Annotated in this window: 20 protein-coding genes and 1 pseudogene; 10 read left to right on the top strand and 11 right to left on the bottom strand. The window is 64.6% G+C overall.

Features of this window, described 5'->3' with window-relative positions; translation table 11 throughout:
* Positions 1-123: 123 nt before the first annotated feature.
* The 9 genes from ABFX23_RS10620 to ABFX23_RS10580 form a co-directional block, all read right to left on the bottom strand.
* Positions 124-1,560 carry a PepSY domain-containing protein gene (locus ABFX23_RS10620; RefSeq protein WP_346033030.1) on the bottom strand — a complete coding sequence of 479 codons (1,437 nt, stop codon included), beginning with the start codon at positions 1,558-1,560 and terminating at the stop codon, positions 124-126.
* A 91-nt stretch (positions 1,561-1,651) separates the two neighbouring features.
* Positions 1,652-2,452 (bottom strand): TonB-dependent receptor domain-containing protein, encoded by an 801-nt coding sequence (locus ABFX23_RS10615; RefSeq protein WP_346033048.1) that lies wholly within the window; start codon positions 2,450-2,452, stop codon positions 1,652-1,654.
* Entirely contained in the window at positions 2,353-2,973 is a 621-nt protein-coding gene (locus ABFX23_RS10610; RefSeq protein WP_346033029.1) for a TonB-dependent receptor plug domain-containing protein, read from the bottom strand. The genes ABFX23_RS10615 and ABFX23_RS10610 overlap by 100 nt, the downstream gene beginning before the upstream one ends.
* 134 nt (positions 2,974-3,107) lie before the next feature.
* Positions 3,108-3,449 carry a hypothetical protein gene (locus ABFX23_RS10605; protein WP_346033028.1) on the bottom strand — a complete coding sequence of 114 codons (342 nt, stop codon included), beginning with the start codon at positions 3,447-3,449 and terminating at the stop codon, positions 3,108-3,110.
* A 46-nt stretch (positions 3,450-3,495) separates the two neighbouring features.
* Entirely contained in the window at positions 3,496-4,170 is a 675-nt protein-coding gene (locus tag ABFX23_RS10600) for a TadE/TadG family type IV pilus assembly protein (RefSeq protein WP_346033027.1), read from the bottom strand.
* Positions 4,161-4,766, bottom strand: coding sequence for a TadE/TadG family type IV pilus assembly protein (locus ABFX23_RS10595; protein ID WP_346033026.1), 606 nt, complete (start codon positions 4,764-4,766; stop codon positions 4,161-4,163). The genes ABFX23_RS10600 and ABFX23_RS10595 overlap by 10 nt, the downstream gene beginning before the upstream one ends.
* Positions 4,763-5,395 (bottom strand): hypothetical protein, encoded by a 633-nt coding sequence (locus ABFX23_RS10590; RefSeq protein ID WP_346033025.1) that lies wholly within the window; start codon positions 5,393-5,395, stop codon positions 4,763-4,765. The genes ABFX23_RS10595 and ABFX23_RS10590 overlap by 4 nt, the downstream gene beginning before the upstream one ends.
* 16 nt (positions 5,396-5,411) lie before the next feature.
* Positions 5,412-6,758, bottom strand: a complete 1,347-nt coding sequence (locus tag ABFX23_RS10585; protein WP_346033024.1) for a TadE/TadG family type IV pilus assembly protein — start codon at positions 6,756-6,758, stop codon at positions 5,412-5,414.
* Positions 6,759-6,979: 221 nt separating this feature from the next.
* A complete protein-coding gene (locus ABFX23_RS10580) occupies positions 6,980-8,191 on the bottom strand; it encodes a M20 metallopeptidase family protein (protein ID WP_346033023.1) in 1,212 nt (403 codons plus the stop codon).
* Positions 8,192-8,382: 191 nt separating this feature from the next.
* Here ABFX23_RS10580 and ABFX23_RS10575 point away from each other — a divergent pair, with 191 nt between their 5' ends.
* Positions 8,383-9,411, top strand: a complete 1,029-nt coding sequence (locus tag ABFX23_RS10575; RefSeq protein ID WP_346033022.1) for a diacylglycerol/lipid kinase family protein — start codon at positions 8,383-8,385, stop codon at positions 9,409-9,411.
* The gene (locus tag ABFX23_RS10570; RefSeq protein ID WP_346033021.1) at positions 9,408-10,301 is read left to right on the top strand and encodes a hypothetical protein; all 894 of its coding nucleotides are present in this window, start codon (positions 9,408-9,410) and stop codon (positions 10,299-10,301) included. Before ABFX23_RS10575 ends, ABFX23_RS10570 begins: the two co-directional genes overlap by 4 nt.
* A gap of 3 nt (positions 10,302-10,304) precedes the next feature.
* Here the strand turns inward: ABFX23_RS10570 and ABFX23_RS10565 are convergent, their stop codons facing one another.
* Positions 10,305-10,790 carry a DUF2141 domain-containing protein gene (locus tag ABFX23_RS10565; RefSeq protein ID WP_346033020.1) on the bottom strand — a complete coding sequence of 162 codons (486 nt, stop codon included), beginning with the start codon at positions 10,788-10,790 and terminating at the stop codon, positions 10,305-10,307.
* Positions 10,791-11,027: 237 nt separating this feature from the next.
* Here ABFX23_RS10565 and rpe point away from each other — a divergent pair, with 237 nt between their 5' ends.
* The 8 genes from rpe to ABFX23_RS10525 all read left to right on the top strand — a co-directional run bounded on the left by rpe (position 11,028) and on the right by ABFX23_RS10525 (position 20,159).
* Positions 11,028-11,693 (top strand): ribulose-phosphate 3-epimerase, encoded by a 666-nt coding sequence (gene rpe, locus ABFX23_RS10560; protein ID WP_346033019.1) that lies wholly within the window; start codon positions 11,028-11,030, stop codon positions 11,691-11,693.
* A complete protein-coding gene (locus ABFX23_RS10555) occupies positions 11,690-13,546 on the top strand; it encodes a heparinase II/III family protein (protein ID WP_346033018.1) in 1,857 nt (618 codons plus the stop codon). The genes rpe and ABFX23_RS10555 overlap by 4 nt, the downstream gene beginning before the upstream one ends.
* Before the next feature lie 10 nt (positions 13,547-13,556).
* Positions 13,557-15,146, top strand: coding sequence for a bifunctional phosphoribosylaminoimidazolecarboxamide formyltransferase/IMP cyclohydrolase (purH, locus tag ABFX23_RS10550; protein ID WP_346033017.1), 1,590 nt, complete (start codon positions 13,557-13,559; stop codon positions 15,144-15,146).
* 251 nt (positions 15,147-15,397) lie between these two features.
* A complete protein-coding gene (gene msrA / locus ABFX23_RS10545) occupies positions 15,398-16,072 on the top strand; it encodes a peptide-methionine (S)-S-oxide reductase MsrA (RefSeq protein ID WP_346033016.1) in 675 nt (224 codons plus the stop codon).
* A gap of 67 nt (positions 16,073-16,139) precedes the next feature.
* Positions 16,140-16,604: a Fur family transcriptional regulator gene (locus ABFX23_RS10540; RefSeq protein ID WP_346033015.1), complete on the top strand. Its 465-nt coding sequence runs from the start codon at positions 16,140-16,142 to the stop codon at positions 16,602-16,604.
* Positions 16,605-16,691: 87 nt separating this feature from the next.
* Positions 16,692-18,629 carry a 1-deoxy-D-xylulose-5-phosphate synthase gene (dxs, locus tag ABFX23_RS10535; protein WP_346033014.1) on the top strand — a complete coding sequence of 646 codons (1,938 nt, stop codon included), beginning with the start codon at positions 16,692-16,694 and terminating at the stop codon, positions 18,627-18,629.
* Entirely contained in the window at positions 18,626-19,246 is a 621-nt protein-coding gene (locus ABFX23_RS10530; RefSeq protein WP_346033013.1) for a hypothetical protein, read from the top strand. The genes dxs and ABFX23_RS10530 overlap by 4 nt, the downstream gene beginning before the upstream one ends.
* A gap of 124 nt (positions 19,247-19,370) precedes the next feature.
* Positions 19,371-20,159, top strand: a complete 789-nt coding sequence (locus tag ABFX23_RS10525) for an alpha/beta hydrolase (RefSeq protein WP_346033012.1) — start codon at positions 19,371-19,373, stop codon at positions 20,157-20,159.
* On the opposite strand, the pseudogene ABFX23_RS10520 reads toward ABFX23_RS10525, so the two are convergent.
* Positions 20,156-20,832: pseudogene (locus tag ABFX23_RS10520) on the bottom strand (NnrU family protein). The gene ABFX23_RS10525 and the pseudogene ABFX23_RS10520 overlap by 4 nt on opposite strands.
* Positions 20,833-20,914 lie beyond the last annotated feature (82 nt).

Below are 20,914 nucleotides of genomic sequence, written 5' to 3'. Positions count from 1 at the left end.
TGGTCAGGAAACCATGGAACTTACCGTGCAGGATGATATGCGGCCCCTTGGCTCTCCTGTCGGGTGCGCCAGCATTTCGATATCCGCCATCGCATGGTTCCCGCAGGTGCAGCTGCGGGCAAGTCAGGCACCGGCAGTTTTCCGTCTCTTCTTCGTTCGTGTCAGCCGGCGCCAGCCCATCCAGCATCCGGTCAGGCACAGCAACGACACGCCCAGCATCAGCGGCAGTGTGACGATGTCCCAGACGGGGCGCGTCCGGAGGCCGGGGAAATCCAGGCGGTGTAGGCCGTAGTGCAGCCATCGATATGCCCGGGCCTCGGCGTCCACCTTGCGGATGGCCTCAGCCGTGCGAGGATCGAAATAGAGCCGGGTCTGCTCTTCGTCGGAGTAGATGACGCGCCATGCCGGAAGGATCACATCCTGCTTGTGGGCATAGTGATAGGCATCTCCGCGCGTGATCATGCTCATGCCCGCGATCGGGTCGGCAGGCCTCGCAAGCTGGGCGCGCCGCGCCAGTTCGCTTTCGCCTGGAGGAGAAGGCGCCAGGCTTGGCAGGCTCGCGCGGCCAAGGCCGCTGTGCGCATCGGCCAGGATGGCGAAGGGAGCGCCGCCTTGCACCGTGAGTTCGGCCCGGACCGTGTCTCCTGCCGGTTGCGCGGTGAGGGCGCGGACGAGAGCGGCCACGTCCTGCGATGTCGCCGGACGCTCCGCCAGCGCCATGTGCTCTGCTTCCGGCCCTTCGCTTTCGAACCAGCCCCACGGTTGCATGGAGAACAGGCCGCTGACGACCCATGTCAGCGTGAAGATGCCGAAGGCCAGGCCCGTCCAGTGGTGCCACAATGCCGCGCCGCGATAGGGTGAGCGGGTCTTGCCTCGGCCATATTGACGCAGGCCGATGTAGATGCCGGTGACAGTAAGGAAGGTGCCGAGTACGGATGTGTAGACGACGAAGTCATACCACAACCACTGTATCTCGCGGAACGCTGTGAAGTAGAGCCAGTGCGGCACAGCGCCCAGCCAGTTCCAGAAACGCTCGTGCGCGGTCGTATCCTGCACCACTTCTCCAGTCAGGCCTGAAACGTAGAGGACGGTTCCCGCTTCATCGCCGAAGCTAGCCTTGTAGAGCGGTCGATGCTGGCGGAACCGCCCGTAGACCGTCCATTGGTCACGATCGATGGTCTCGACTGCAAGTCCAGCTGCCGCCCCGGTCGCTTCGCGGTAGTGGCTGCTTGCGATGCGTCCCGCATGGCTCGCGTCGATCACCGGCGTCTCGCCGGTTGTCAGGTCGATGACCTGCGGACCATCGGGACCGGACCATCGCAAGACTGGCCGATCGACCAGCATCTCGACGGACGGGCCTTCAACTGCGCCATCCTCCAGCGCCTCGAGGTATCCGGACGAGCAGCATTCACCCATTTCCAGGTCGGGCAGGCCGGCGAGGCGCTCGGATGAAGTCGTCTCGGGGAAGGAGACGTACATCATCACCACGCCTGAAACCGCCCATACCGCCATCAGCAGCGCGATTGCGATGCCGATCCAGCGATGCAGCAGGAATGTCATGCGCCGCACCCAGCGCCCCGCCCTTTTCAAGGGCGAGGTCTTGCCGGGCGCGGCGCGGCGGCCAGCGGGGAGGAGGGCCCCGCCATCCGCGTCAGAGCGAGAGGCGATAGGTTGCATGCAGCGTCAGCGGCGTTCCGAGGTTGTCGGCGGCGTAGGATGAGCCATCGGCATCGCGGCGAACGCGGGTGATCCGCGTTGCGTAATCGGCGTCGAACAGGTTTTCGAGCCGGACCCCGATCCGGTGGCGCTGATCGCGATCGGGATATGCAAAGGCCGAAAGGTCGACCACGGCATAATTGCCATGCTCTACGCGCCCGATCCCGCCGGAGACGCTGTCAAAGACGTCGCCGACGTAATTGACCGCCACGTTACCGCCGAACTGGCCGTCGGTGCTGCGCGCATTCAGGATCAGCTTGGCGAGATCGCGGGGTACGTCCTGGATCTGCTCGTCTGTTCCTTCTTCTTCCGCCTCGGTATGCGTATAGTCGAGGGTGACGCTGAATACGTCGCTGAGCTGTGCGTTGACGATGAATTCGCCACCCCAGACCTTCACCTGGCCATCGGTGTTCACGAGGAACCCGTCGGGATAGGCCGGCAGGTCGTATGTGATGCCGATCAGGTCCTCGACCTCGCGATAGAAGCCGAGCAGCTCGACATTGACGCGATCGCCGATGAATCCGAAACCGAGCTCGGTGTTGAAGCTGCTTTCGCCGACCAGGTTGGGGTTGCCGGTCTCGCAGCAAGGATCGATCACGTAGAGTTCGTAGGCGGTGGGAAGCCGAAACGCGGTGCCTACGAGTGCGCGGCCGAAGAAGCCGCTGTCATCGTCATAGCGACCTGACAGGTTCCACACGGTCTTGTCCTCGCCGTCGCTGGGACTGTTGTGCCGGATGCCGGCCGCAAGGGCCAGGTTGTCGAGATCGAATCTCGCCTGATCACACCGCCGACCGCCTGCGTTCCGTAGAACAGCGCCTGCGGGCCTTTCAGCACCTCGATGCGCTCGATCATGTGCGCGGGGATCGTGTCGAGCGGTGTCGTGCCGGCATAGAGGCGATTGGAAATGCGCACGCCGTCGACGAGGAACAGCACCTCGCTGCTGCGCGATCCGGCCAGTGACACGTTCACGTAATCGAAGGCACCGTTCTTGGGCGCGACATAAAGCCCGGGCACGAGCGATTGAAGCGCCTGCGAAGCGTCGACGTAACCCGCTTCGTCGATCAGTCGGCCATCGACGATTTCCAGCCGCGAGCCGTACTCCTCGAGCTCTTCGGGGACCGACTCCTCGAGACGGTCGCCAAGCACGATGATCGCCTCACCGCTGCTATCATCCTGCGGGACTACGCCCTGGGCGTGCGCCTGAACCGTAACCGCAGATATGGCTGCCCCACCCAGCAGCGCAAATTTCACCCTCATGTATTGAATTTCCCTCATCTCCATCTCGGAGCGGGGGCGTTGTGATATAGAGGGGGCCGCGCCTACGTAAATTACGGTAATCCGTACGTTACACGCCGCGTTACACATTGGCGCACTACACGGCCGCAGCTCGATTATTCCAGGTTCATGCGGTCGCGATCGAGTTCGCCGTTACCCGTAATCGTGACCGGCTGAGCCGGCTGCGGTCCTGGTGGGGGCGGCAGCACCTGGACCTCGTCCCCCGCGTCCATGAACCAGGACCAGTCATCGCGTTCCGGGCCTTCCATCGGAGGCGCCTTGGCCTTGGCCACGATCACGTCGGATGCGGTCTCTCGGCCGGACTCCACGTCGGCGCTGGCGATGTTTTCGCCCTCGGAATTTCTCGCAATACTGTCGATTGCGCCACCTTCTTCCACAAGCATGCTCACAAGCAGGAGGACGACGATCGCCACGGCGGCTGACATTCCCTTCGTCATGCTTCGATCCCGGCCATGATAACGCCCTCTTTCCCCGGCCCTGACCTTACGAACACGAGGAGTCCCCTCCGGACCCGGTAACGCCGGGGGCAAGATTGCGGTCGTCCCGGATGGTGAATATGGCTTCCTCGCGGAACAGTGCGGCTTCGGCGAAAGTGCCGCGCAGGATTCCGTCATGCTCGTAATAGATTTCGGCGACCATCACGGCAGAGCCGGGTGCGGCGGTAATCAGATTGTCGGCACTGCCGACCCCCTCGATCTCGCTTGAACCCAGCCCGTTGTTCTCGTCATCGTCGCCGTAGAGAGACGCCTGCTCCAGATCGCCGCGACAGCGCTGCCAGTGGATGTACTGCAGGCCCGTGGTGTCGTCGTATTCGAGACTGGTGAGGATGATGCGGCCATTGGCCTCAAGGTCGTAGTTCTCGCCTTGCCGCAGCGCGCCCGACATGATGGAATCGATATCCGCCTCGGTCACGGTCGGCGTCACGCTGCTGTTATCCGTCTGGCCAAGGCGCGAGGCGTTGTCGGCCAGCGAGGTCGCCGTCTGGCTCACCTGCATGTTGACCGTGGACATGTAGGCCAGTTCGACCCCGGTCAGCCCAAGGCCGATGAAAAGCGGCAGGATGAGGGCGAACTCGATGGTGGAAACCGCGTCGGTGTTGCCGCGCATATGGCGCAGCAAGCTCCGGATGCGGGCGATCTTCCCGGCATTCAACTGCATGTTCCCGCCTCCGACGAATACCCCGACTGATTGGCGAACGGCTGGTTCTTCTTGATCGCGCTGGATGAAAGAGTGCGCGCACCCCATGCCTCGCGCATGAACGGAACCCTGAACGGCGATGTGTAGGTCGCCTCGACTTCATAGATGACCACGTCGTTCGCGCCGCCGTTGCCGGAGACGCCGATATCGTCGTCCCACTGGCCGTTGCGGTTCTCGTCGACGAAAGCCTCGCCGTCGTTGCAGATCCCGTTGTCGTCCGCGTCGTTCCACTGCTCCGCCCGTTCGATATCGGCGAAATCGTAATAGCTCGTGCGGCTGGTGTTCAGTTCGACACCGGGCATCACGCCGCTGATCTGTTCCAGCACCATCGCATCGGCGGCGGCGGTATCCCCGCCCTCGAGCGAGGCATCGCGCGCGGCCGTCTGCACGGCCCCGTTAAGCACGGACTGCGCATAGACCATCTGCCCGATATCGAGCGTGCCCAGCAGCAGCAGCAGGAACGTGGGCGCGATCAGGGCGAATTCCACCACCGTCACGCCGCTCTCGTCCCTGCCGAGATCGCGAACAAGGGTGGTGCAGGTGCGCAGGGCCGTCATTGCACAATCCTCAATTCGCCCACTTCCTTGGCGATTTCCTGGAAGGCCTCGTTCAGCTCGTCCGCGTCTTCGGCGAGGAAGGAGCTGTCGTCGGAAGAGCAGGTTTCCAGATCCTCTGTCAGCCCTGTCGCAAAGGCGATCACCCACAGGCGGATGCCCTTGGCCTTCACCGCCTCGCAAATGGCCAGGAACCGCTCCGTATGCCGGCGCGAGTGGTGGTTGGAACCGTTCGCCGTCACGCGGCGGTCGTGGTATTCGATGCCGTAGGCGCTCTGGATCGAGATGCTCGGCATCATCGCGCCATCGGTCATGAAGATCAGGTGCCGCGACACGTTGCCGCCATTGCCGGGGGCGACGTTGACATTGCTGGCAAAGATGCCCTCCGGCGAACTCAGGCGTGCGCCCCACAGCAGTCCCAGGTCGTGATAGGTGTTGCCGCGGGCGACGAGGGAATCGGCGTAACCGTCGAAATCGTCCTCGTTCATCTCTTGCAGCAGCTGGGCCCGCTGGGGGCAGTGCGACACGGCCGGCCCGCCGTAATCGCTTTCGTGCGCGTTGGTGAGGTCCCAGTAGCCGCCGTACCAGTTTCTCACCCATTCGGTGCGATAGAAGGCCACTTCGGGCCACATGGGCCGCCACTTCGTATCATCGTCCGAAGTGGGTTCGGAGTCGATATCGAGGTCGTTGGCGCTGACCGGGGTGATGCCGACGACCGAGTTGTAGGTGAAACTGGCCGCGGGCGTCGTATCGCGTTCCTCGATGCAGCCCCCCCCAGGTCGAGGAGACGTCTGCGCCGTCGTCGCCGGTGGGCGTCGTGACGGATGTGAACGTCTTGTAGGTGCTGACGTCGTAGCTGACCTGCTTGTAGACGAAGTGCGAGAATTCCGTGCTCTCGATCGTCATCATCACCGGATCGCGGGTCTCGAAATCGTAGTCGTACCGGTCGCGGGCGTATTCGGTGTATCGCGGCGCCCAGTAACGCACCCTGTCGCGCCCCCATCCGCGCTCTTCGCGCGTGCACTGGTAGGTCCGTCGGGTCTGACGCTGGGTTTCGGTCGTGGTGGTTACCTGCTGGCCGTTCCGGTTGATCGAAACGTCGGTATCGGTCGAGGCTGGACCGGAGTTCGACCAGTTGGTGTCGGCTGGCAGAGAGCGGTTGCAGCTGTTGCGCCCGGAATATTCGCTGGCGTTCAGAAAGCCTTCGTCGGTGACCCAGGAATCGCTTTCGCCCGAGGAGCTGGAATAGTCCGGATCGTCCCAGTGCGAGAATTCGCCATCTTCGACGACCACGGTTTCATATTGCGGTTCGCGCGACTGGATATCCATCCGGTCGACCAGCCAGTCCGCCTGCAGCAGGTGGCCGACGTTGATCGACTGGCTGTACGGGACGAAGGCATAGCGGATCCGCGCGTTCCCGCCCGCGGTGGACGCCTGTACGGTGTCGTAGAAGTTCTTCATCGCATTCTGCAGCATGAGGAGCTTCGTATCGCCGCCCGCCTCGATCCGGTCGCCCATCGAACCGGTGCTGTCGAGAACCATCGTGACATCCGAGTTTCCAACGCCCATCGATGCCGAGCAGGTCACGTTGATGGGAACCGTGTCGATCCCGAATATCCGCATGATCGCGGTTTCGACATCGGCCGAAGCGTTGCCGGCCACCGTGTTGCCGTCGTCGTCCGAGCTCGGCGTGAAAACGACATTGCGCGAACGTTGCCGGTCCGGGTCGTAGTTATTTGCGAAATAGGCCTCGGCCTCGGCTTCCACGTCCTCGTCGAAGCCGTTGGTGCTCACCGCCTTGCGCCCGGCGAGAACGCCCGCATCGCATGCCGACTGGAGCCTGCTATGGGCCTTGTAGGCAGTGGCCATGTCGAGACCGCCGCCGACAATGGCTGCCAGAACGACAAAGCCGATGGCCGCCATGGGAAGCACGCTGCCCGCTTCGTTCAGGAGAAGGTTCGCCTGCCGGTGCAGAGGAGACTTCTTGCGCATCATTTCCGTGCCCCCTTGTCGAGGAAATCCCGACTGGTCCCCACTGCAACATTGGTTTCAGGGAGGGCGGCTATGAGGAAAGACTGAAGATTGTGCTAAAAGGCCGATCCGTATGGGGGAGACAATGGGCGCGCGGATTTCAATCGTGTCAGCCGGCTTTCCACCCGGACCTGGGCGCTCTTGTCGGGCTGGCGATGTGCCCGGAGCGGAGCCGCCGCTGGCGCCTAGCTCCAGCCCACCTGCAGGAACTGCACCGCGCATCCCGCCAGGAAGGCGCTGCCTTTCGGCATCACGCTTTCGTCCACGATCATGCGGCTGGAATGGAGACCGCAGCATCCCTGCCAGTCGACGCCCTGTGCCGCGACGCCCAGGAAGAACATCGCTCCGGGCACCTTTTCCAGCACGTAGGAGAAGTCCTCCGCCCCCATCGTGGGCGCGGGGCGAGTGGCCCAGGGTTCCTCGCCGCCGAGCCCCTCTGCAACCTGCTGCCCCAGCGCCACGGCACGGGCATCGTTGATGGTGGGCGGGAAGCCGGGCGTGATCGTGACCTCTGCGGTGCAGCGATGGGCCCTTGCGATATTCTCCGCGACTTCGCGCACCGCATCCTTCATCGCCTGGCGGCGTTCGGGGGAAAGGTTGCGCATGGTGCCGAGCAGATAGGCGCTGTCGGGGATGATGTTGTTGTTGCTGCCCGCCTCGATCTTGCCGATCGTCAGCACGCTGGCCTCGGCAGCGGCAAAGCGGCGTGTGATCATCACCTGCAGGGCCAGTACGATTTCGGCGGCGACCGGCACCGGGTCGATCGAATCGTAGGGCATGGAAGCGTGGCCACCGCTGCCTTTCACGGTGATTTCCAGCATGTCGGCGGATGCCATCATCGCGCCCGATCGCGCTTCCAGGCGGCCATGCGGGGCATTGGGCCAGACGTGCAGGGCAAAGGCGGCATCGGGCAGGGGATAATCATCGGTGCCACCCAGCAAGCCATCTTCGAGCATGTGCCGCGCGCCGTGGAAGCCTTCCTCGCCCGGCTGGAACATGAAGCGCACCTCTCCCGCCAACTGATCGGCCTGCGCGGCCAGCACGCGCGCCGCGCCTACCAGCATGGCGGTGTGGGCGTCGTGACCGCAGGCGTGCATCCGGCCCGGCACGGTGGAGGCGAATTCCAGACCCGTGTGCTCGTCCAACGGCAGGGCGTCCATGTCGCCGCGCAGCAGCACGGCCGGGCCGGGCTTGCCGCCCTTCAGCACGGCGACCGCGCCGGTGCACGAGGGGCCTTCGCGCCATTCCAGCGGCAGGTCGGCGAGGGCATCTTTCACTTTCGCCAGCGTCCTGGGTGTTTCCAGTCCCAGTTCCGGCTCTGCATGGATGGCCCGGCGCAGGGCGGTGATCGCATCGGCGTGGTCGCGAGCGGCGTCGAGAAGTTTTTCAGTCAGCATGGATGGCCTCGGGTGTTGATTGCGGCCTTATGCCACCCATTTCCACCGCGCGCATCCACGAAACCGCCAAGACTTGTGATGCGAGAAGGGCACAGTGCGCCAACGACTTGTTGCAATGCGGCGACAGTTTGCGATCCTTTCCGACAAAAGCATAGTATTTGGCAGGGACCCATGTTTAAGGCGACAAGGTCATGCACGAGAGCATCCATCTCTTCGAGCGCTTGCCGCAAATAGGCGCGATCCCGCACGCGACAAACGACCCTGCGCCATCCCCGGTGCGCACGCGGCCGCTGATCGGCGTGATCCGCAATGCCCGCAGCCACCGCAACGAGGGGCGCTCCGGCACGGAGGAATTGCGCGAGGGCGTGCTGCTGGCAACGCCGCGGCGCCGCAGCGAACTGTTGGGCGTGCTGACGGACTTTGCCGAAAAGCGGGTGGATTACATTGCCATCGACGGCGGTGACGGCACGGTGCGCGACGTGCTGACTTGCGGCGCGGGGCTGTTCGGCGACAGCTGGCCCATGCTGATCGTGCTGCCGGGCGGCAAGACCAATGCGCTGGCGCTGGACCTTGGCGTGCCGACGGACTGGTCGCTCGACGATGCGCTGGCTGCGGTGCAGCGCGGCAAGCTTGCCCGCAGGCAGCCGCTGGTCATCGCAGAGCGCGGCGACGAACGCTCGCAGGTGCGCGGTTTCGTGCTGGGCGGAGGTGCCTTCAACCAGGTCATCAATCTTGGCCAGCGCAGCCACCAGCTTGGCGCATTCAACCAGGCGGTGGTGGCCGTCACCACGGTGTGGAGCGTATTGCAGGCCATGTTCGGAAGATCGGGCAACAAGTGGCGACAGGGCACGCCCATGCGTCTACACATGGCCGATGGCAGCGAACTGGCGCACCGGGGCGGCTTGCCCGAGGACGAGCGTTACCTGCTGTTCGCCTCCACCCTGCAATCCTTCCCCGCCGGGCTCGATCCCTTCCGCGATGTGAAAACCGCGCTGCAGGTCGCGATAATGGACAACCCGCGACGCGGGCTCTTGCTGCGCCTGCCGTCGATCTTCCGTGGCACGGCCTCCGAAGAAACGAAACGCCGCGGTTATCACGTTTTCGGCGACGAGGCCGTGGACCTCGATATCGGCGATTCCTTCATCCTCGACGGGGAGGCTTTCCCGGCTGGGCAGTATCGCCTGTCCGCCGGGCCGAAGTTGCGGTTCGTCGTCCCGTGAACCTGCGCGCGCGCGTCCGCGCGGCGCTATCGCGGGATGTCGATCCTGCCGTCACCGCCTTTGCCGAACGGCTGGCGAGCGAGGCGGATGCGCGGGCGGTGCTGTTCTACGGCTCCAACCTGCGCACCGGATCGCGCGAGGGCGTGCTCGACTTCTACGTGCTGACTGACGGGGAGGCCGAGAAGGGCCTGTGGCCGACCGTATCCTACCGGGAATGGGAACACGACGGGGAACCGCTGCGCGCCAAGATCGCCACGATGACGCTGGCCAAGTTCACCGAGGCCGCGCGCGGTGAGAGCTTCGACACCACGATCTGGGCGCGCTTCGTGCAACCCAGCGCGCTGGTGTGGCAGGCTGACGAAACTGCGCGCGAGCAGGTCTGTGTCGCTATCGCGGCAGCGGCGATGACGGCGGCACGGCTGGCCGTCGCAGTCGGCCCGGACAGCGGCACGGAAGACCAGTTCTGGCGCGCCCTCTTCCAGGCGACCTACCGCGCCGAATTCCGCGTGGAGAAGCCGGGGCGCGAGGACTCGATCCTCACCCTCAATGCCGAGCATTTCGATGGCCTGCTGCCTGCCGCCCTCGCGGCGACGGGTATTCCCTATGGCCGGGACGGCAAGATCCTGACCCCGCGCATCACCGTGGCGGAGCGCGAGGAAGTGCTGCGCTGGTGGAAGAAGCGCCGCCGTATGGGAAAGCCGCTGAACGTGGCAAGACTGGCGCGCGCCACCCGCACGTTCGACGGGGCCGCGCGTTATGCCGCGTGGAAGGTGGAGCGCCACACCGGCACGAAAATCGAGATCACGCCGTTTCGGGAAAAGCACCCGATCCTGTCCGCGCCCGCCGTTGCTTTCCAGCTCTGGCGGGCGAAGCGGAAACACCGGGACTAGTCCCTAGAGGTAGCGCATCCGGATCGCCATCGGCAGCACTTCGCGGCCGATCGAGAAGCGGGTCTTGTCGATCGACGGCTTGCCGAGATTGAACACGTTGATGCTGGGGTTGTTCGACATGCCGCCGCCATCGCTGGTGATGTCGGTGCGGCCGTTGTTGTTCTTGTCGTGACGGATCGCGATGGCATAGTTGCCCGGACGCGGCACCGGCATGCAGACCTGCATCGAACCTGCGCGTGCGGGCACTTCGATCCGGTTGATCCAGCGGCCCCTCTCCAGCCAGTCGGCCGACGTGCCGGGATAGAGCTGGATGCGCATGGTGCCGCTCGACCCTTCGATGCCGGAAACCTGGATCCACACCGCCGGGCCATTGCCCTGGCATGGTGCGACGGAATGGGTAATCTCGTTGCGGAACTGCGCGCCTGCCGGGGCGGATAGTCCCACCGCGATGGCCGCTGCTGCGGCGAAGCGAAGAATGCGCTTAGTCATCGAAAACATAATTCCTTTTCACCAGCGAAACGCCCGTGCCGCAGACAATGGGCATCGATCCGGCAATTTCCACTGACAATAGCTGTTATTTGCCAGTCTTTTGCTGCCAGCGCAGTGAACCGGGGCTGAAGCGTCCCGAAATCGCACGGCAAGGGCAACACGTCGCAACACTGGTGGAAAACGCCGCGCACGGCGCTTGTTAGGCGATTCGCACCCCTCTAACGCGAATAGTTAATCATGGCCCGACCACTCATTTCACCCTCGATCCTTTCCGCCGACTTTTCGAAGCTGGGCGAAGAAGTGCGCGCAATCGATGCCGCAGGCTGCGACTGGGTGCACGTGGACGTGATGGATGGGCATTACGTGCCCAACCTCACCATCGGGCCGGACGTGGTGAAGGCGTTGCGCCCGCACTCCGAAAAGACCTTCGACGTGCACCTGATGGTGTCGCCGGTGGACCTGTGGATCGAGCCTTTCGCCAAGGCCGGGGCCGATATCATCACCGTCCATCCCGAGGCGGGCCCGCACGTGCATCGCAGCGTACAGGCGATCCGCGCTGCGGGTTGCAAGGCGGGCATTTCGCTCAATCCCGGCACGCCTGCCAAGATGCTCGATTACCTGCTCGAAGAAATCGACCTGGTGCTGATCATGAGCGTGAACCCCGGTTTCGGCGGGCAGAGCTTCATCCCCTCGCAGCTTCGCAAGATAGAAGCCGTGCGCAAGGCCATCGACAAGGGCGGGCATGATGTCCTGATCGAAGTGGACGGGGGCGTGAACGTCGATACCGCCCGGCAATGCGTTGATGCAGGGGCCGACGTGCTGGTGGCGGGATCTGCCACCTTCAAGGGCGGGCCGGATTGCTACGCCGCTAACATCGCGGCTCTTCGGGGAGACAGTCGGTGAACGCACATTCTGCCGAGCTTTCGCGCAAGGTCTCGAGGGAGAGGCTGGAGAAAGCCGGTCAGATGGCAATGCCGCTCGGTGCGGAACAGCGAGAGGACCTTATCGAGAGCGAAGAGGATAACGGCAGGACGGAAGACCTCGCGCCCGATCGCGCACTGGTGATCACCGATTTCTCGCCGCCCGCCGCCTCGCCCGCCGATCGCCTGATGCGGCTCGCCTTCAGTCTCGGCGTATCGCACTCCACGATTGTCGCGCCCTTCCGCAAACCCCTGCGCCCGCGCCTGCTGGCGACGGTGGAAGCGCCGCTGGAAGGCGACCGCGCGGCGGGCATGGCTCTTCGGGCGGGGCATTTCTACATCCACGGTGTGAAGGCGCCTTTCGCGCAGGTCGACATGGGCCCGCTGGGCAATCTCAGTCCCCCGTTCGAGCGGGTGGTGCAGGGCTTCACCTGGTTGCAGGACCTGTCCAGTTCCGGCCTGCTGCACCAGTGCCGCCCGGTGGGCGAGCGATTGGTCGCCGCGTGGCTGGATGCCAACCCGGTCATGGGCAAGGGGCCGGCATGGCGGGTGGAAAACGTGGGCCTGCGCCTGCTGAACTGGCTGGTCCATGCGCCGCTGCTGATCTCGGGCGAGGACCGCGCACTGCGCCACCGCGTGCTGGGCGTGATGGCTGATACCGCCCGCTGGCTGGACCGCAACGTGCGCAAGGCCGACGACCGGCTGGGCGAAGTCATCGGCTGGTGCGCGATCATCGCCGCGGGCCTGCTACTGCCCGAAGGCAAGCCGCGCCGCCTATTCGGCGAGGCTGGCCTGGCCAAGGCGCTGGGCGAGGCCGTGGGAGAGGACGGCGGACTGCTGTCCCGCAGTCCCGATGCGCAGATGCAGGCGATTGCCAGCCTCGTCGACCTGAAAGCCTGTTACGAGGCGGCAGGGCGCGAGGCGCCGCAACTGCTTTCCACCATGCTGCATATGCTGGTGCCGCCACTGCTGGCGCTGACGCACGGCGATGGCGGGATCGGCAACTGGCAGGGCAGCGGGGCGATCAAGGCCTCCCGCCTCGCCAGGCTGATCGAGGCAAGCGGCGTGCGCGCCCGTCCGTTGAAGGACCCGAGTGGCTGGGGCTACCAGCGCGTGACCGCGCGCAAGGCCACGCTGCTGGTGGATGGCGCACCGCCGCCCCACGGCAAGCACGCGCGCCACGGCTGCGCGTCAACGCTGGCGTTCGAATTCAGCCACGGCGAGCATCGCCTGATCGTCAATTGCGGTGGCGCTGCATTGGCGGGCGGACAGGTGCCGGTGCGCATCGAGCAGGGGCTGCGTGCCACCGCGGCCCATTCCACCATGGTGCTGGGCGATGCCAATTCCACCGCCGTCATGATCGACGGCAAGCTGGGCGCAGGCGTTGGCGAGGTGGAGATCGACACCCGGCAGGTGAAGCTGGGCAATGGCTCTGCCACCCGTATCGAGGCCAGCCACGATGGCTATGCCTCGCGCTTCGGCCTCGTGCATCGCCGCATCCTGATGCTGCGCGACGATGGCCATGAACTGCGCGGGGAGGACGTGCTCGTCCCCTCCGGCCGCAAGGGCAAGCGCGGCAAGGTGCCCTTCGCCATCCGCTTCCACCTAGGCCGCAATATCGAGGCGAAGGTTGCCGACAATGGCAAGGGTGCCAGCCTGCTGCTGCCCGATGGCAGCCTGTGGCAATTCATGACGGGCGCCGAAGGCGTGACGCTGGAAGAAAGCCTGTGGGTCGATGGCAATGGCAGGCCTCATCCGGTACAGCAGCTCGTGATCGAGGGATTCGCCTCGCGCGGGGGCGGAAATTTCGCCTGGCTGCTCAAACGAATGGGATAGATTTAACGCGATGACTGATGTTGCGATCAAGCGGGCACTGCTCTCGGTGTCCGACAAGACCGGTATTGTGGAACTGGGCGCCAAGTTGGCGAAGGCGGGAGTGGAGCTGGTGTCCACCGGCGGCACGGCGCGCGCGCTGCGCGATGCCGGGCTGGACGTGCTCGACGTGTCGGACATCACCGGCTTTCCGGAAATGATGGATGGGCGCGTGAAGACGCTGCACCCGATGGTTCACGGCGGCCTGCTGGCCGTGCGCGACGATCCGGATCATGCCGCGGCGATGGAAGCGCACGATATCGGCGCGATCGACCTTGTCGTGGTCAACCTCTACCCCTTCGTGAACACCGTGATGAGCGGCGCGGACCGCGACACCATCATCGAGAACATCGACATCGGCGGCCCTTCCATGGTGCGCAGCGCGGCGAAGAACCACGCCTATGTGACGATCCTGACCGATCCGGCGGACTATCACGGCCTCTACGACGAGCTGGCCGAGCACGACGGCGCCACGACGCTGGCCTTCCGCAAGGCCATGGCGGCCAAGGCCTTTGCCGCGACCGCAGCCTATGATTCCGCCATCAGCAGCTGGTTCGCCTTTGCCGACCAGCACGAGCAGTTTCCCGCCGCGCTGACGGTTGCCGGAAAGCTGGGCGATACGCTGCGCTATGGCGAGAACCCACACCAGCAGGCGGCGCTCTACCTGCCGAACGGCCCCGCCACCCTGGGCGTGCCGCAGGCCGAGCAGGTGCAAGGCAAGGCGCTCAGTTACAACAATCTCAACGATGCCGATGCGGCGCTGGGCCTTGTCGCGGAATTCCCGGCGGACAAGCCGGCCATCGTCATCGTCAAGCACGCCAACCCCTGCGGCGTGGCCGTGGCCGACACCTTGCTGGAAGCGTGGCAGGCCGCGCTTGCCTGCGACAGTGTTTCCGCATTCGGCGGCATCGTGGCGGCGAACGTGCCGCTGGACGGCGCGACGGCGAAAGCCATTACCGAGATCTTCACCGAGGTCGTGATCGCGCCGGGCGCAGACGACGCCGCGCGCGAAGCCTTTGCCGCCAAGCCGAACCTTCGCCTGCTGATCCTGGGCGAAATGCCCGACCCCGCGCGTCCGGGCCTCGACATGAAGACCATCGCGGGCGGCATTCTGTTCCAGTCGCGCGACAACGGCGTGATCGGGGAGGGCGACCTGAAAGTCGTCACCAGGCGCCAGCCGACCGACCAGGAAATTGCCGACGCGCTGTTCGCGTGGAAGGTGGCCAAGCACGTGAAGTCCAACGCCATCGTCTATGCGAAAGACGGCGTGACGGCGGGTATCGGCGCAGGCCAGATGAACCGCCGCGATTCCTCCCGCATCGCCGCCGTGCGTGCCGGAGAGGCGGCGGAGGCTGCCGGTTGGAGCGAACCGCGCACCGTGGGCAGCGCGGTTGCTTCCGATGCGTTCTTCCCCTTTGCCGATGGCCTGCTGAGCGCGGTGGAAGCTGGCGCGACCATGGTGATCCAGCCGGGTGGCTCAATGCGAGACGATGAAGTTATCGCCGCTGCCGACGAAGCGGGCATCGCGATGGTCTTCACCGGAATGCGGCATTTCCGCCACTAAGGCGACCTTAACCATGTGCGACAAGGCGTGGCTCGCCTGCGATGGGCGCGCGATGCTGCGCGTCAAGTTCAGTCGGTCGTAAGTATCTGTTTGCTAGATCCTGATCGAACACGAAAACAGACACACGACCCGACTGGACAATTCCCGATGGAACTCTTTAACTCCGAACTCTACCGCTCTTTCCTTGCCGGATTTGCGGTAACCGCTGTAGTACTTGCAGCGAATATTCTGCCGCAAATCGGAGGAATGTAATGCATATCAAGTCGCTTTTTGCTGCCGCTGCGCTGGGCCTGTCGGCCTGCGCGCTGCCGAGCATGGCGATGGCGGACGAAGTGTTCGACGCACCCGTGGCCACGCGCCAAGCCAATGAAACCGGCCTGCAGACCGCAATTTTCGCCGGTGGCTGCTTTTGGGGGATCGAGGGTATTTTCAGTCACACGCGCGGCGTGACCAGCGCGGTATCGGGCTATCACGGCGGAACGGCCAATACGGCCACCTATCGCCAGGTTGTCAGCGGCACGACCGGCCATGCCGAATCCGTGCGCGTCACCTACGATCCCAGCGTGATCCGTTACGACCAGCTCTTGCAGATCCTGTTCTCGGTCGGTGCGGACCCCACGTTGCACAACCGCCAGGGCCCGGACCGGGGTCCGCAGTACCGCGCGGCCATCGTGCCGACGACGGACGAGCAGCGCGCCGTGGCGCGAGCTTACGTGGCGCAGATGGAACGGTCCGGCGTGTGGGATCGGCCCATGGCCGTCTCGATCGAGCGTTACCGGACGTTCTACGAGGCCGAGGACTATCACCAGGACTACATGCTGAAGAACCCGCGCGCCGCCTATATCGTGCGCTGGGACGCGCCCAAGGTGGAGGCGCTGGAGGAGATGTTCCCGCAGTTCTACCGCGCCCGCTTCCGCACGGGCTGAGGCCGGATGACGGCAACCGCCTTTGGGATAGATTGCCGTTCCCTGTCGCCCGTCCTATGTAGGTGCGATGGCTACGCAGCATAAGCATCACGAACATTCGGGCGACCGGCTCGTTGACGAGGCGGGCAAGGTTCTCGCCGACGCCGGAGAGCAGTGGACCACCATGCGCGAGGACGTTTTCCGCGCGCTGGCTGACCATGACCGGCCCGCATCCGCTTATGACATCGCGGAGGAAGTGGGCAAACGCCGCGGCAAGCGCGTGGCGGCAAACTCCGTTTACCGCATCCTCGACCTGTTCGTGCGCACCAATCTCGCCAACCGGATCGAGAGCGCGAACGCCTATCTCGCCAATGCCCATCCCGGCTGCCGCCACGACTGCATCTTCCTGATCTGCGACGATTGCGGACAGGCGGAGCACTTTGACGACGACAAGCTGACAGGCGCCCTGCGCGAGGCGGGCAAGGCACATGGTTACTCCGATGTGCGCCCGGTGGTGGAATTGCGCGGCCTGTGCAGCGAATGCGCCGCGTGACGCTCGATATGACAGCGATGAGCCGTGCCAATTTGTCGATGAAGCGTTCATCGACAGGCCAGATTTGAGCGTGTAGAGCCGAAGGTTATGACAGCCAAGCGCCCCGACACTCCCCTGCTCGACACCGTCGACACGCCCACCGATCTCCGCCAGCTCAAGCCGGAGCAATTGCGCCAGCTTTCGGACGAATTGCGGACCGAGATGATCGATGCCGTCGGCTCAACCGGGGGCCACCTCGGCTCCGGCCTTGGCGTGGTCGAACTGACCGTGGCGATCCACTACGTGTTCAACACGCCCGAAGATCGCCTGATCTGGGACGTTGGCCACCAGGCCTACCCGCACAAGATCATCACCGGCAGGCGCGATCGTATCCGCACCCTGCGCCAGGGCGGCGGTCTCTCGGGCTTTACCAAGCGCAGCGAGAGCGAATACGATCCTTTCGGCGCGGCGCACTCGTCCACCTCGATCTCGGCCGGTCTGGGCTTCGCCATTGCCAACAAGCTGAACGACAAGCCGGGCAAGGCCATCGCCGTGATCGGCGACGGCGCGATGAGTGCGGGCATGGCCTACGAGGCGATGAACAATGCAGAGCAGGCGGGCAATCGCCTGATCGTGATCCTGAACGACAACGACATGTCGATCGCCCCGCCGGTGGGCGGCCTCTCGGCCTATCTTGCGCGCATGGTGTCGAGCAGCGAGTACCTGGGCCTGCGTTCGCTGGCATCCAAGGTGGCGCGCAAGCTTTCGCGCAAGGTTCACCACGGCCTTGAAAAGGCGGAGGAATACGCTCGCGGCATGGTGACCGGCGGGACCATGTTCGAGGAGCTGGGCTTCTACTACGTAGGCCCCATCGACGGACACAACCTCGACCACCTTCTGCCGGTGCTGGAAAACGTGCGTGACAGCGAGCAGGGCCCGGTCCTGATCCACGTCGTCACCACCAAGGGCAAGGGCTACGAACCGGCAGAGAACAGCGCCGACAAGTACCACGGCGTGCCCAAGTTCGACGTCGTGACGGGCGAGAAGGCCAAGTCCAAGGCTGGCCCGCCTGCCTACCAGAACGTGTTCGGTGAAACGCTGGCCAGGCTGGCGGAGACCGACAAGCGCATCTGCGCGATCACCGCCGCCATGCCCAGCGGCACCGGCGTGGACAAGTTTGCCAAGGCCCATCCCGAGCGCGCTTTCGATGTCGGCATTGCCGAACAGCACGGCGTCACCTTTGCCGCCGGCCTTGCCGCGCAGGGCATGCGTCCGTTCGCGGCGATCTATTCCACCTTCCTTCAGCGCGCCTACGACCAGGTGGTGCACGACGTGGCGATCCAGAACCTGCCCGTTCGTTTCGCCATCGACCGCGCCGGACTGGTGGGTGCCGACGGTGCGACCCATGCGGGCAGCTTCGACGTGACCTACCTTGCCAGCCTTCCCAATTTCGTGGTGATGGCCGCCGCCGACGAGGCGGAACTGGCGCACATGACCTACACCGCCGCCGAGTACGACGAAGGCCCCATCGCCTTCCGCTACCCGCGCGGCAACGGCGTGGGCGTGGAAATACCCGAGACGCTGCAGAAGCTGGAAATCGGCAAGGGCCGCATTGTGCGCGGCGACGCGGAAAAGGGCGGCAAGGTCGCCATCCTTTCGCTCGGCGCACGCCTGGAAGAAGCGAAGAAGGCTGCCGACCAGCTGGAAGCCAAGGGGCTTGCCACCACGGTTGCCGACATGCGCTTTGCCAAGCCCATCGACAGCGAATTGATCCGCAAACTCGCCGCCACGCACGATGTGCTGGTGACGGTAGAGGAAGCGGCCATCGGCGGCCTCGGCGCGCACGTGCTCACGATGGCGAGCGACGAAGGCCTTACCGATGGCGGGCTGAAAATCCGCACGATGCGCCTTCCCGATGTGTTCATCGACCATGACAGCCCCGAAAAGCAGTATGACGAAGCACGCCTCAACGCGCCGCACATCGTCGATACGGTGCTCTCGGCGCTGCGTCACAACAGCGCCGGCGTAGAAGAGGCGCGGGCTTGATACTTGCCCTCATCGTGGCGGCCGAGGTGTCGACCGCCGCGCCGCAATGGCACGTCGATGGCGCGTTTCCAGCACCTGAGGCCGTGACGAGTGTCGAACAATGCGGCGTGCAGCACGCGCAGGCGGGTTTTGACGAGGTTCTGCAATTCGAAGCGGTGACGCTTCCGGAAGACAGCGTGCTCGATGAGCCGCAGATAGACTGTCTGGCCGAGGTCTCGTTCGAAACCGGCTATTTTCTCATCGTTCCTCAAGCCTATCGTCCCGCTCTCATTCGGCGTGAACAAGAGCTTGCCGCACCTTGGAGCCGCGAACTTGCGGCACACCATCTCGAGGAGATGGGCATCTCCGAGCCTGTTCCCCTTCGCAATGAAGAAGAAACGGACGAGGCGTTTGCGCGAAGGCTCGAGCTGTTTTGCGATGCTCCCGGCGCACTTACGTCTGAGTATGGACCATACACCATCGACTCGGAATGGATGGCAGGACGCGCTGGCGATTTCCAGGGAACGGGGGAAGCGCTGCTATGTCTGACAAGTGCAGGCACCTTGTCGAACTTTCGCATCGGATTCATCGGCAACGAAAAATTGCGCACAGACCCCGCAGCGACAGGGGACCGGTAGACCAGGATAGGTCTCGCCTGCGGGACGTTCGATGAGGACCCCCTGAAATTTGCCCTGGCATTGGCCCTTGGGCATAAGGCACAGTGTCGCAATGGCTGGACTTTGGCAGCGAAAGGGGGTGCGAATGTTCGTCTATTTCGCCGTTACCCTGACCGTCATCTACGGCGGGCTCGTTTCCATCGTCTATTTCAACCAGCGCCAGCTGATCTATCCCGCCCCGCCGGTGCAGACCGATACGCCTTCGGGCTTTGAGCGTGTGACCTTCCCGACGCCCGACCGGCTGCAGCTGATATCGGGCTATCGCCCGGCGCGCGAGGGGATGCCCACGCTGCTGTTCTTCCATGGTAACGGCGCAAGCTGGCAAAGCTCGACGCTGGTAACGGCCCGCCTCGTGGCGCAGGGCTATGGCCTGCTGGCAGCGGAATACCGCGGTTACGGCGGCAATCCGGGGACTCCCTCGGAAGAAGCGCTCTACCAGGATGCGCGCGGGGCGTGGAACTACTTACGCGGGCAGGGCGTGGATAATGGCGACATCCTGCTGGTGGGCAACTCGCTAGGGGCCGCCGTAGCTCTGCAGCTGGCCACCGAAGTTACCGCGCGGGCGCTCGTGCTGGTCTCGCCCTTCAACAACCTCGGCGATACGGCCGCGCGGCGGGCACGCTGGTTGCCGATGCGGCTGTTGTTGCAGGATCGCTATGCCAACGAGGAGAAGATCGTCCAGATCGGCGAACCCATCCTGATCCTGCATGGCGAGGAGGACTCGCTCATCGCGCTGGAACAGGCGCAGGCGCTGGCCTCCGTGCGCGACGATACGGTGATCGAGACGTTTCCCGGCTGGGGCCATGACCTGATCGCTCACGAGCCCGTGCAGGAGCGGATTGCCGCTTTTGTCGAGGCAATTCCGTCTTCCTAGAACCAGAGCCAGGCACCCGCGGGAATATCGGCCAGCCACAGGTGCAGCCACGTAACGCCCAGCCATGCGGCGATCGCCGTCAGCCACAGACCCCAGCCTGCCGACAGCAGCTTGCTCCACCGAGGCCAGTAGCGCGTTCTCGCTTCCCAGGTGGCCCAGGCGTTGCCCATCAGCGCTTCCTTCTTCCGGTCCTGCAAATGCGCGCCGACAAGGGCGAGAACGAGGATCGCCAGCGCCACCACGTTCGTGCGCCAACTCCACCACAGCACCCCGTGAGACACGGCCCAGAGCGCGAACGCCCACATCATCGGATGCCGGGTGACGGCGAACACGCCGGTCGGCTCGCGCGTGGCGGCAATGTTATCGGCACCGGGCGCGGGAAGGGCAGGGTTGGCGCGGAAGGAGCCGAGCAGAAGCACCAGCGCCGCTACGGTGAGCACGCTGGCGATGATCCAGCCGAGAGTGCCGCTCCCCCAAGCGATGCCGGGGCGGCGGCCTTGAACGCCTCGGACATCCAGTAGAGGCAGGCCAGCGCGACGACGGAATAAAGGGCCATGAACCCGTTGTCGCCAAGCATCCGGACGAGCGGTGCGCGTAGCGGGTGGGACAGGGCGAAGTGCGTGCCGACGAAGGCCGTGGAGGCAGCGATCAGTTGAACCAGCGACTCGTCCACGGCAATCCCCTCCGTCTTCTGGCGCAGGATATCATGCGGGCTGCCGATGCGAAAAGGGCGGAACCTTTGCGGTTCCGCCCTC

It is taken from the genome of Erythrobacter westpacificensis, from assembly GCF_039542285.1.
In the GTDB taxonomy this organism is placed as follows: Bacteria; Pseudomonadota; Alphaproteobacteria; order Sphingomonadales; family Sphingomonadaceae; genus Alteraurantiacibacter; species Alteraurantiacibacter westpacificensis.
The sequence above is the reverse complement of the archived record's forward strand: the minus strand, read 5'-3'. Positions and strand labels throughout refer to the sequence as shown.

Bases quoted from the DNA above. Each gene is read 5' to 3' on its own strand.
- ABFX23_RS10600 (WP_346033027.1), bottom strand. From the start codon at position 4,170: ATGCAGTTGAATGCCGGGAAGATCGCCCGCATCCGGAGCTTGCTGCGC.
- purH (WP_346033017.1), top strand. From the start codon at position 13,557: ATGACTGATGTTGCGATCAAGCGGGCACTGCTCTCGGTGTCCGACAAG.
- ABFX23_RS10580 (WP_346033023.1), bottom strand. From the start codon at position 8,191: ATGCTGACTGAAAAACTTCTCGACGCCGCTCGCGACCACGCCGATGCG.
- ABFX23_RS10620 (WP_346033030.1), bottom strand. From the start codon at position 1,560: ATGACATTCCTGCTGCATCGCTGGATCGGCATCGCAATCGCGCTGCTG.
- ABFX23_RS10565 (WP_346033020.1), bottom strand. From the start codon at position 10,790: ATGACTAAGCGCATTCTTCGCTTCGCCGCAGCAGCGGCCATCGCGGTG.
- ABFX23_RS10575 (WP_346033022.1), top strand. From the start codon at position 8,383: ATGCACGAGAGCATCCATCTCTTCGAGCGCTTGCCGCAAATAGGCGCG.
- rpe (WP_346033019.1), top strand. From the start codon at position 11,028: ATGGCCCGACCACTCATTTCACCCTCGATCCTTTCCGCCGACTTTTCG.
- ABFX23_RS10610 (WP_346033029.1), bottom strand. From the start codon at position 2,973: ATGAGGGTGAAATTTGCGCTGCTGGGTGGGGCAGCCATATCTGCGGTT.
- ABFX23_RS10525 (WP_346033012.1), top strand. From the start codon at position 19,371: ATGTTCGTCTATTTCGCCGTTACCCTGACCGTCATCTACGGCGGGCTC.
- ABFX23_RS10595 (WP_346033026.1), bottom strand. From the start codon at position 4,766: ATGACGGCCCTGCGCACCTGCACCACCCTTGTTCGCGATCTCGGCAGG.
- ABFX23_RS10590 (WP_346033025.1), bottom strand. From the start codon at position 5,395: ATGTGGCCCGAAGTGGCCTTCTATCGCACCGAATGGGTGAGAAACTGG.
- ABFX23_RS10540 (WP_346033015.1), top strand. From the start codon at position 16,140: ATGGCTACGCAGCATAAGCATCACGAACATTCGGGCGACCGGCTCGTT.
- msrA (WP_346033016.1), top strand. From the start codon at position 15,398: ATGCATATCAAGTCGCTTTTTGCTGCCGCTGCGCTGGGCCTGTCGGCC.
- ABFX23_RS10605 (WP_346033028.1), bottom strand. From the start codon at position 3,449: ATGACGAAGGGAATGTCAGCCGCCGTGGCGATCGTCGTCCTCCTGCTT.
- dxs (WP_346033014.1), top strand. From the start codon at position 16,692: ATGACAGCCAAGCGCCCCGACACTCCCCTGCTCGACACCGTCGACACG.
- ABFX23_RS10585 (WP_346033024.1), bottom strand. From the start codon at position 6,758: ATGATGCGCAAGAAGTCTCCTCTGCACCGGCAGGCGAACCTTCTCCTG.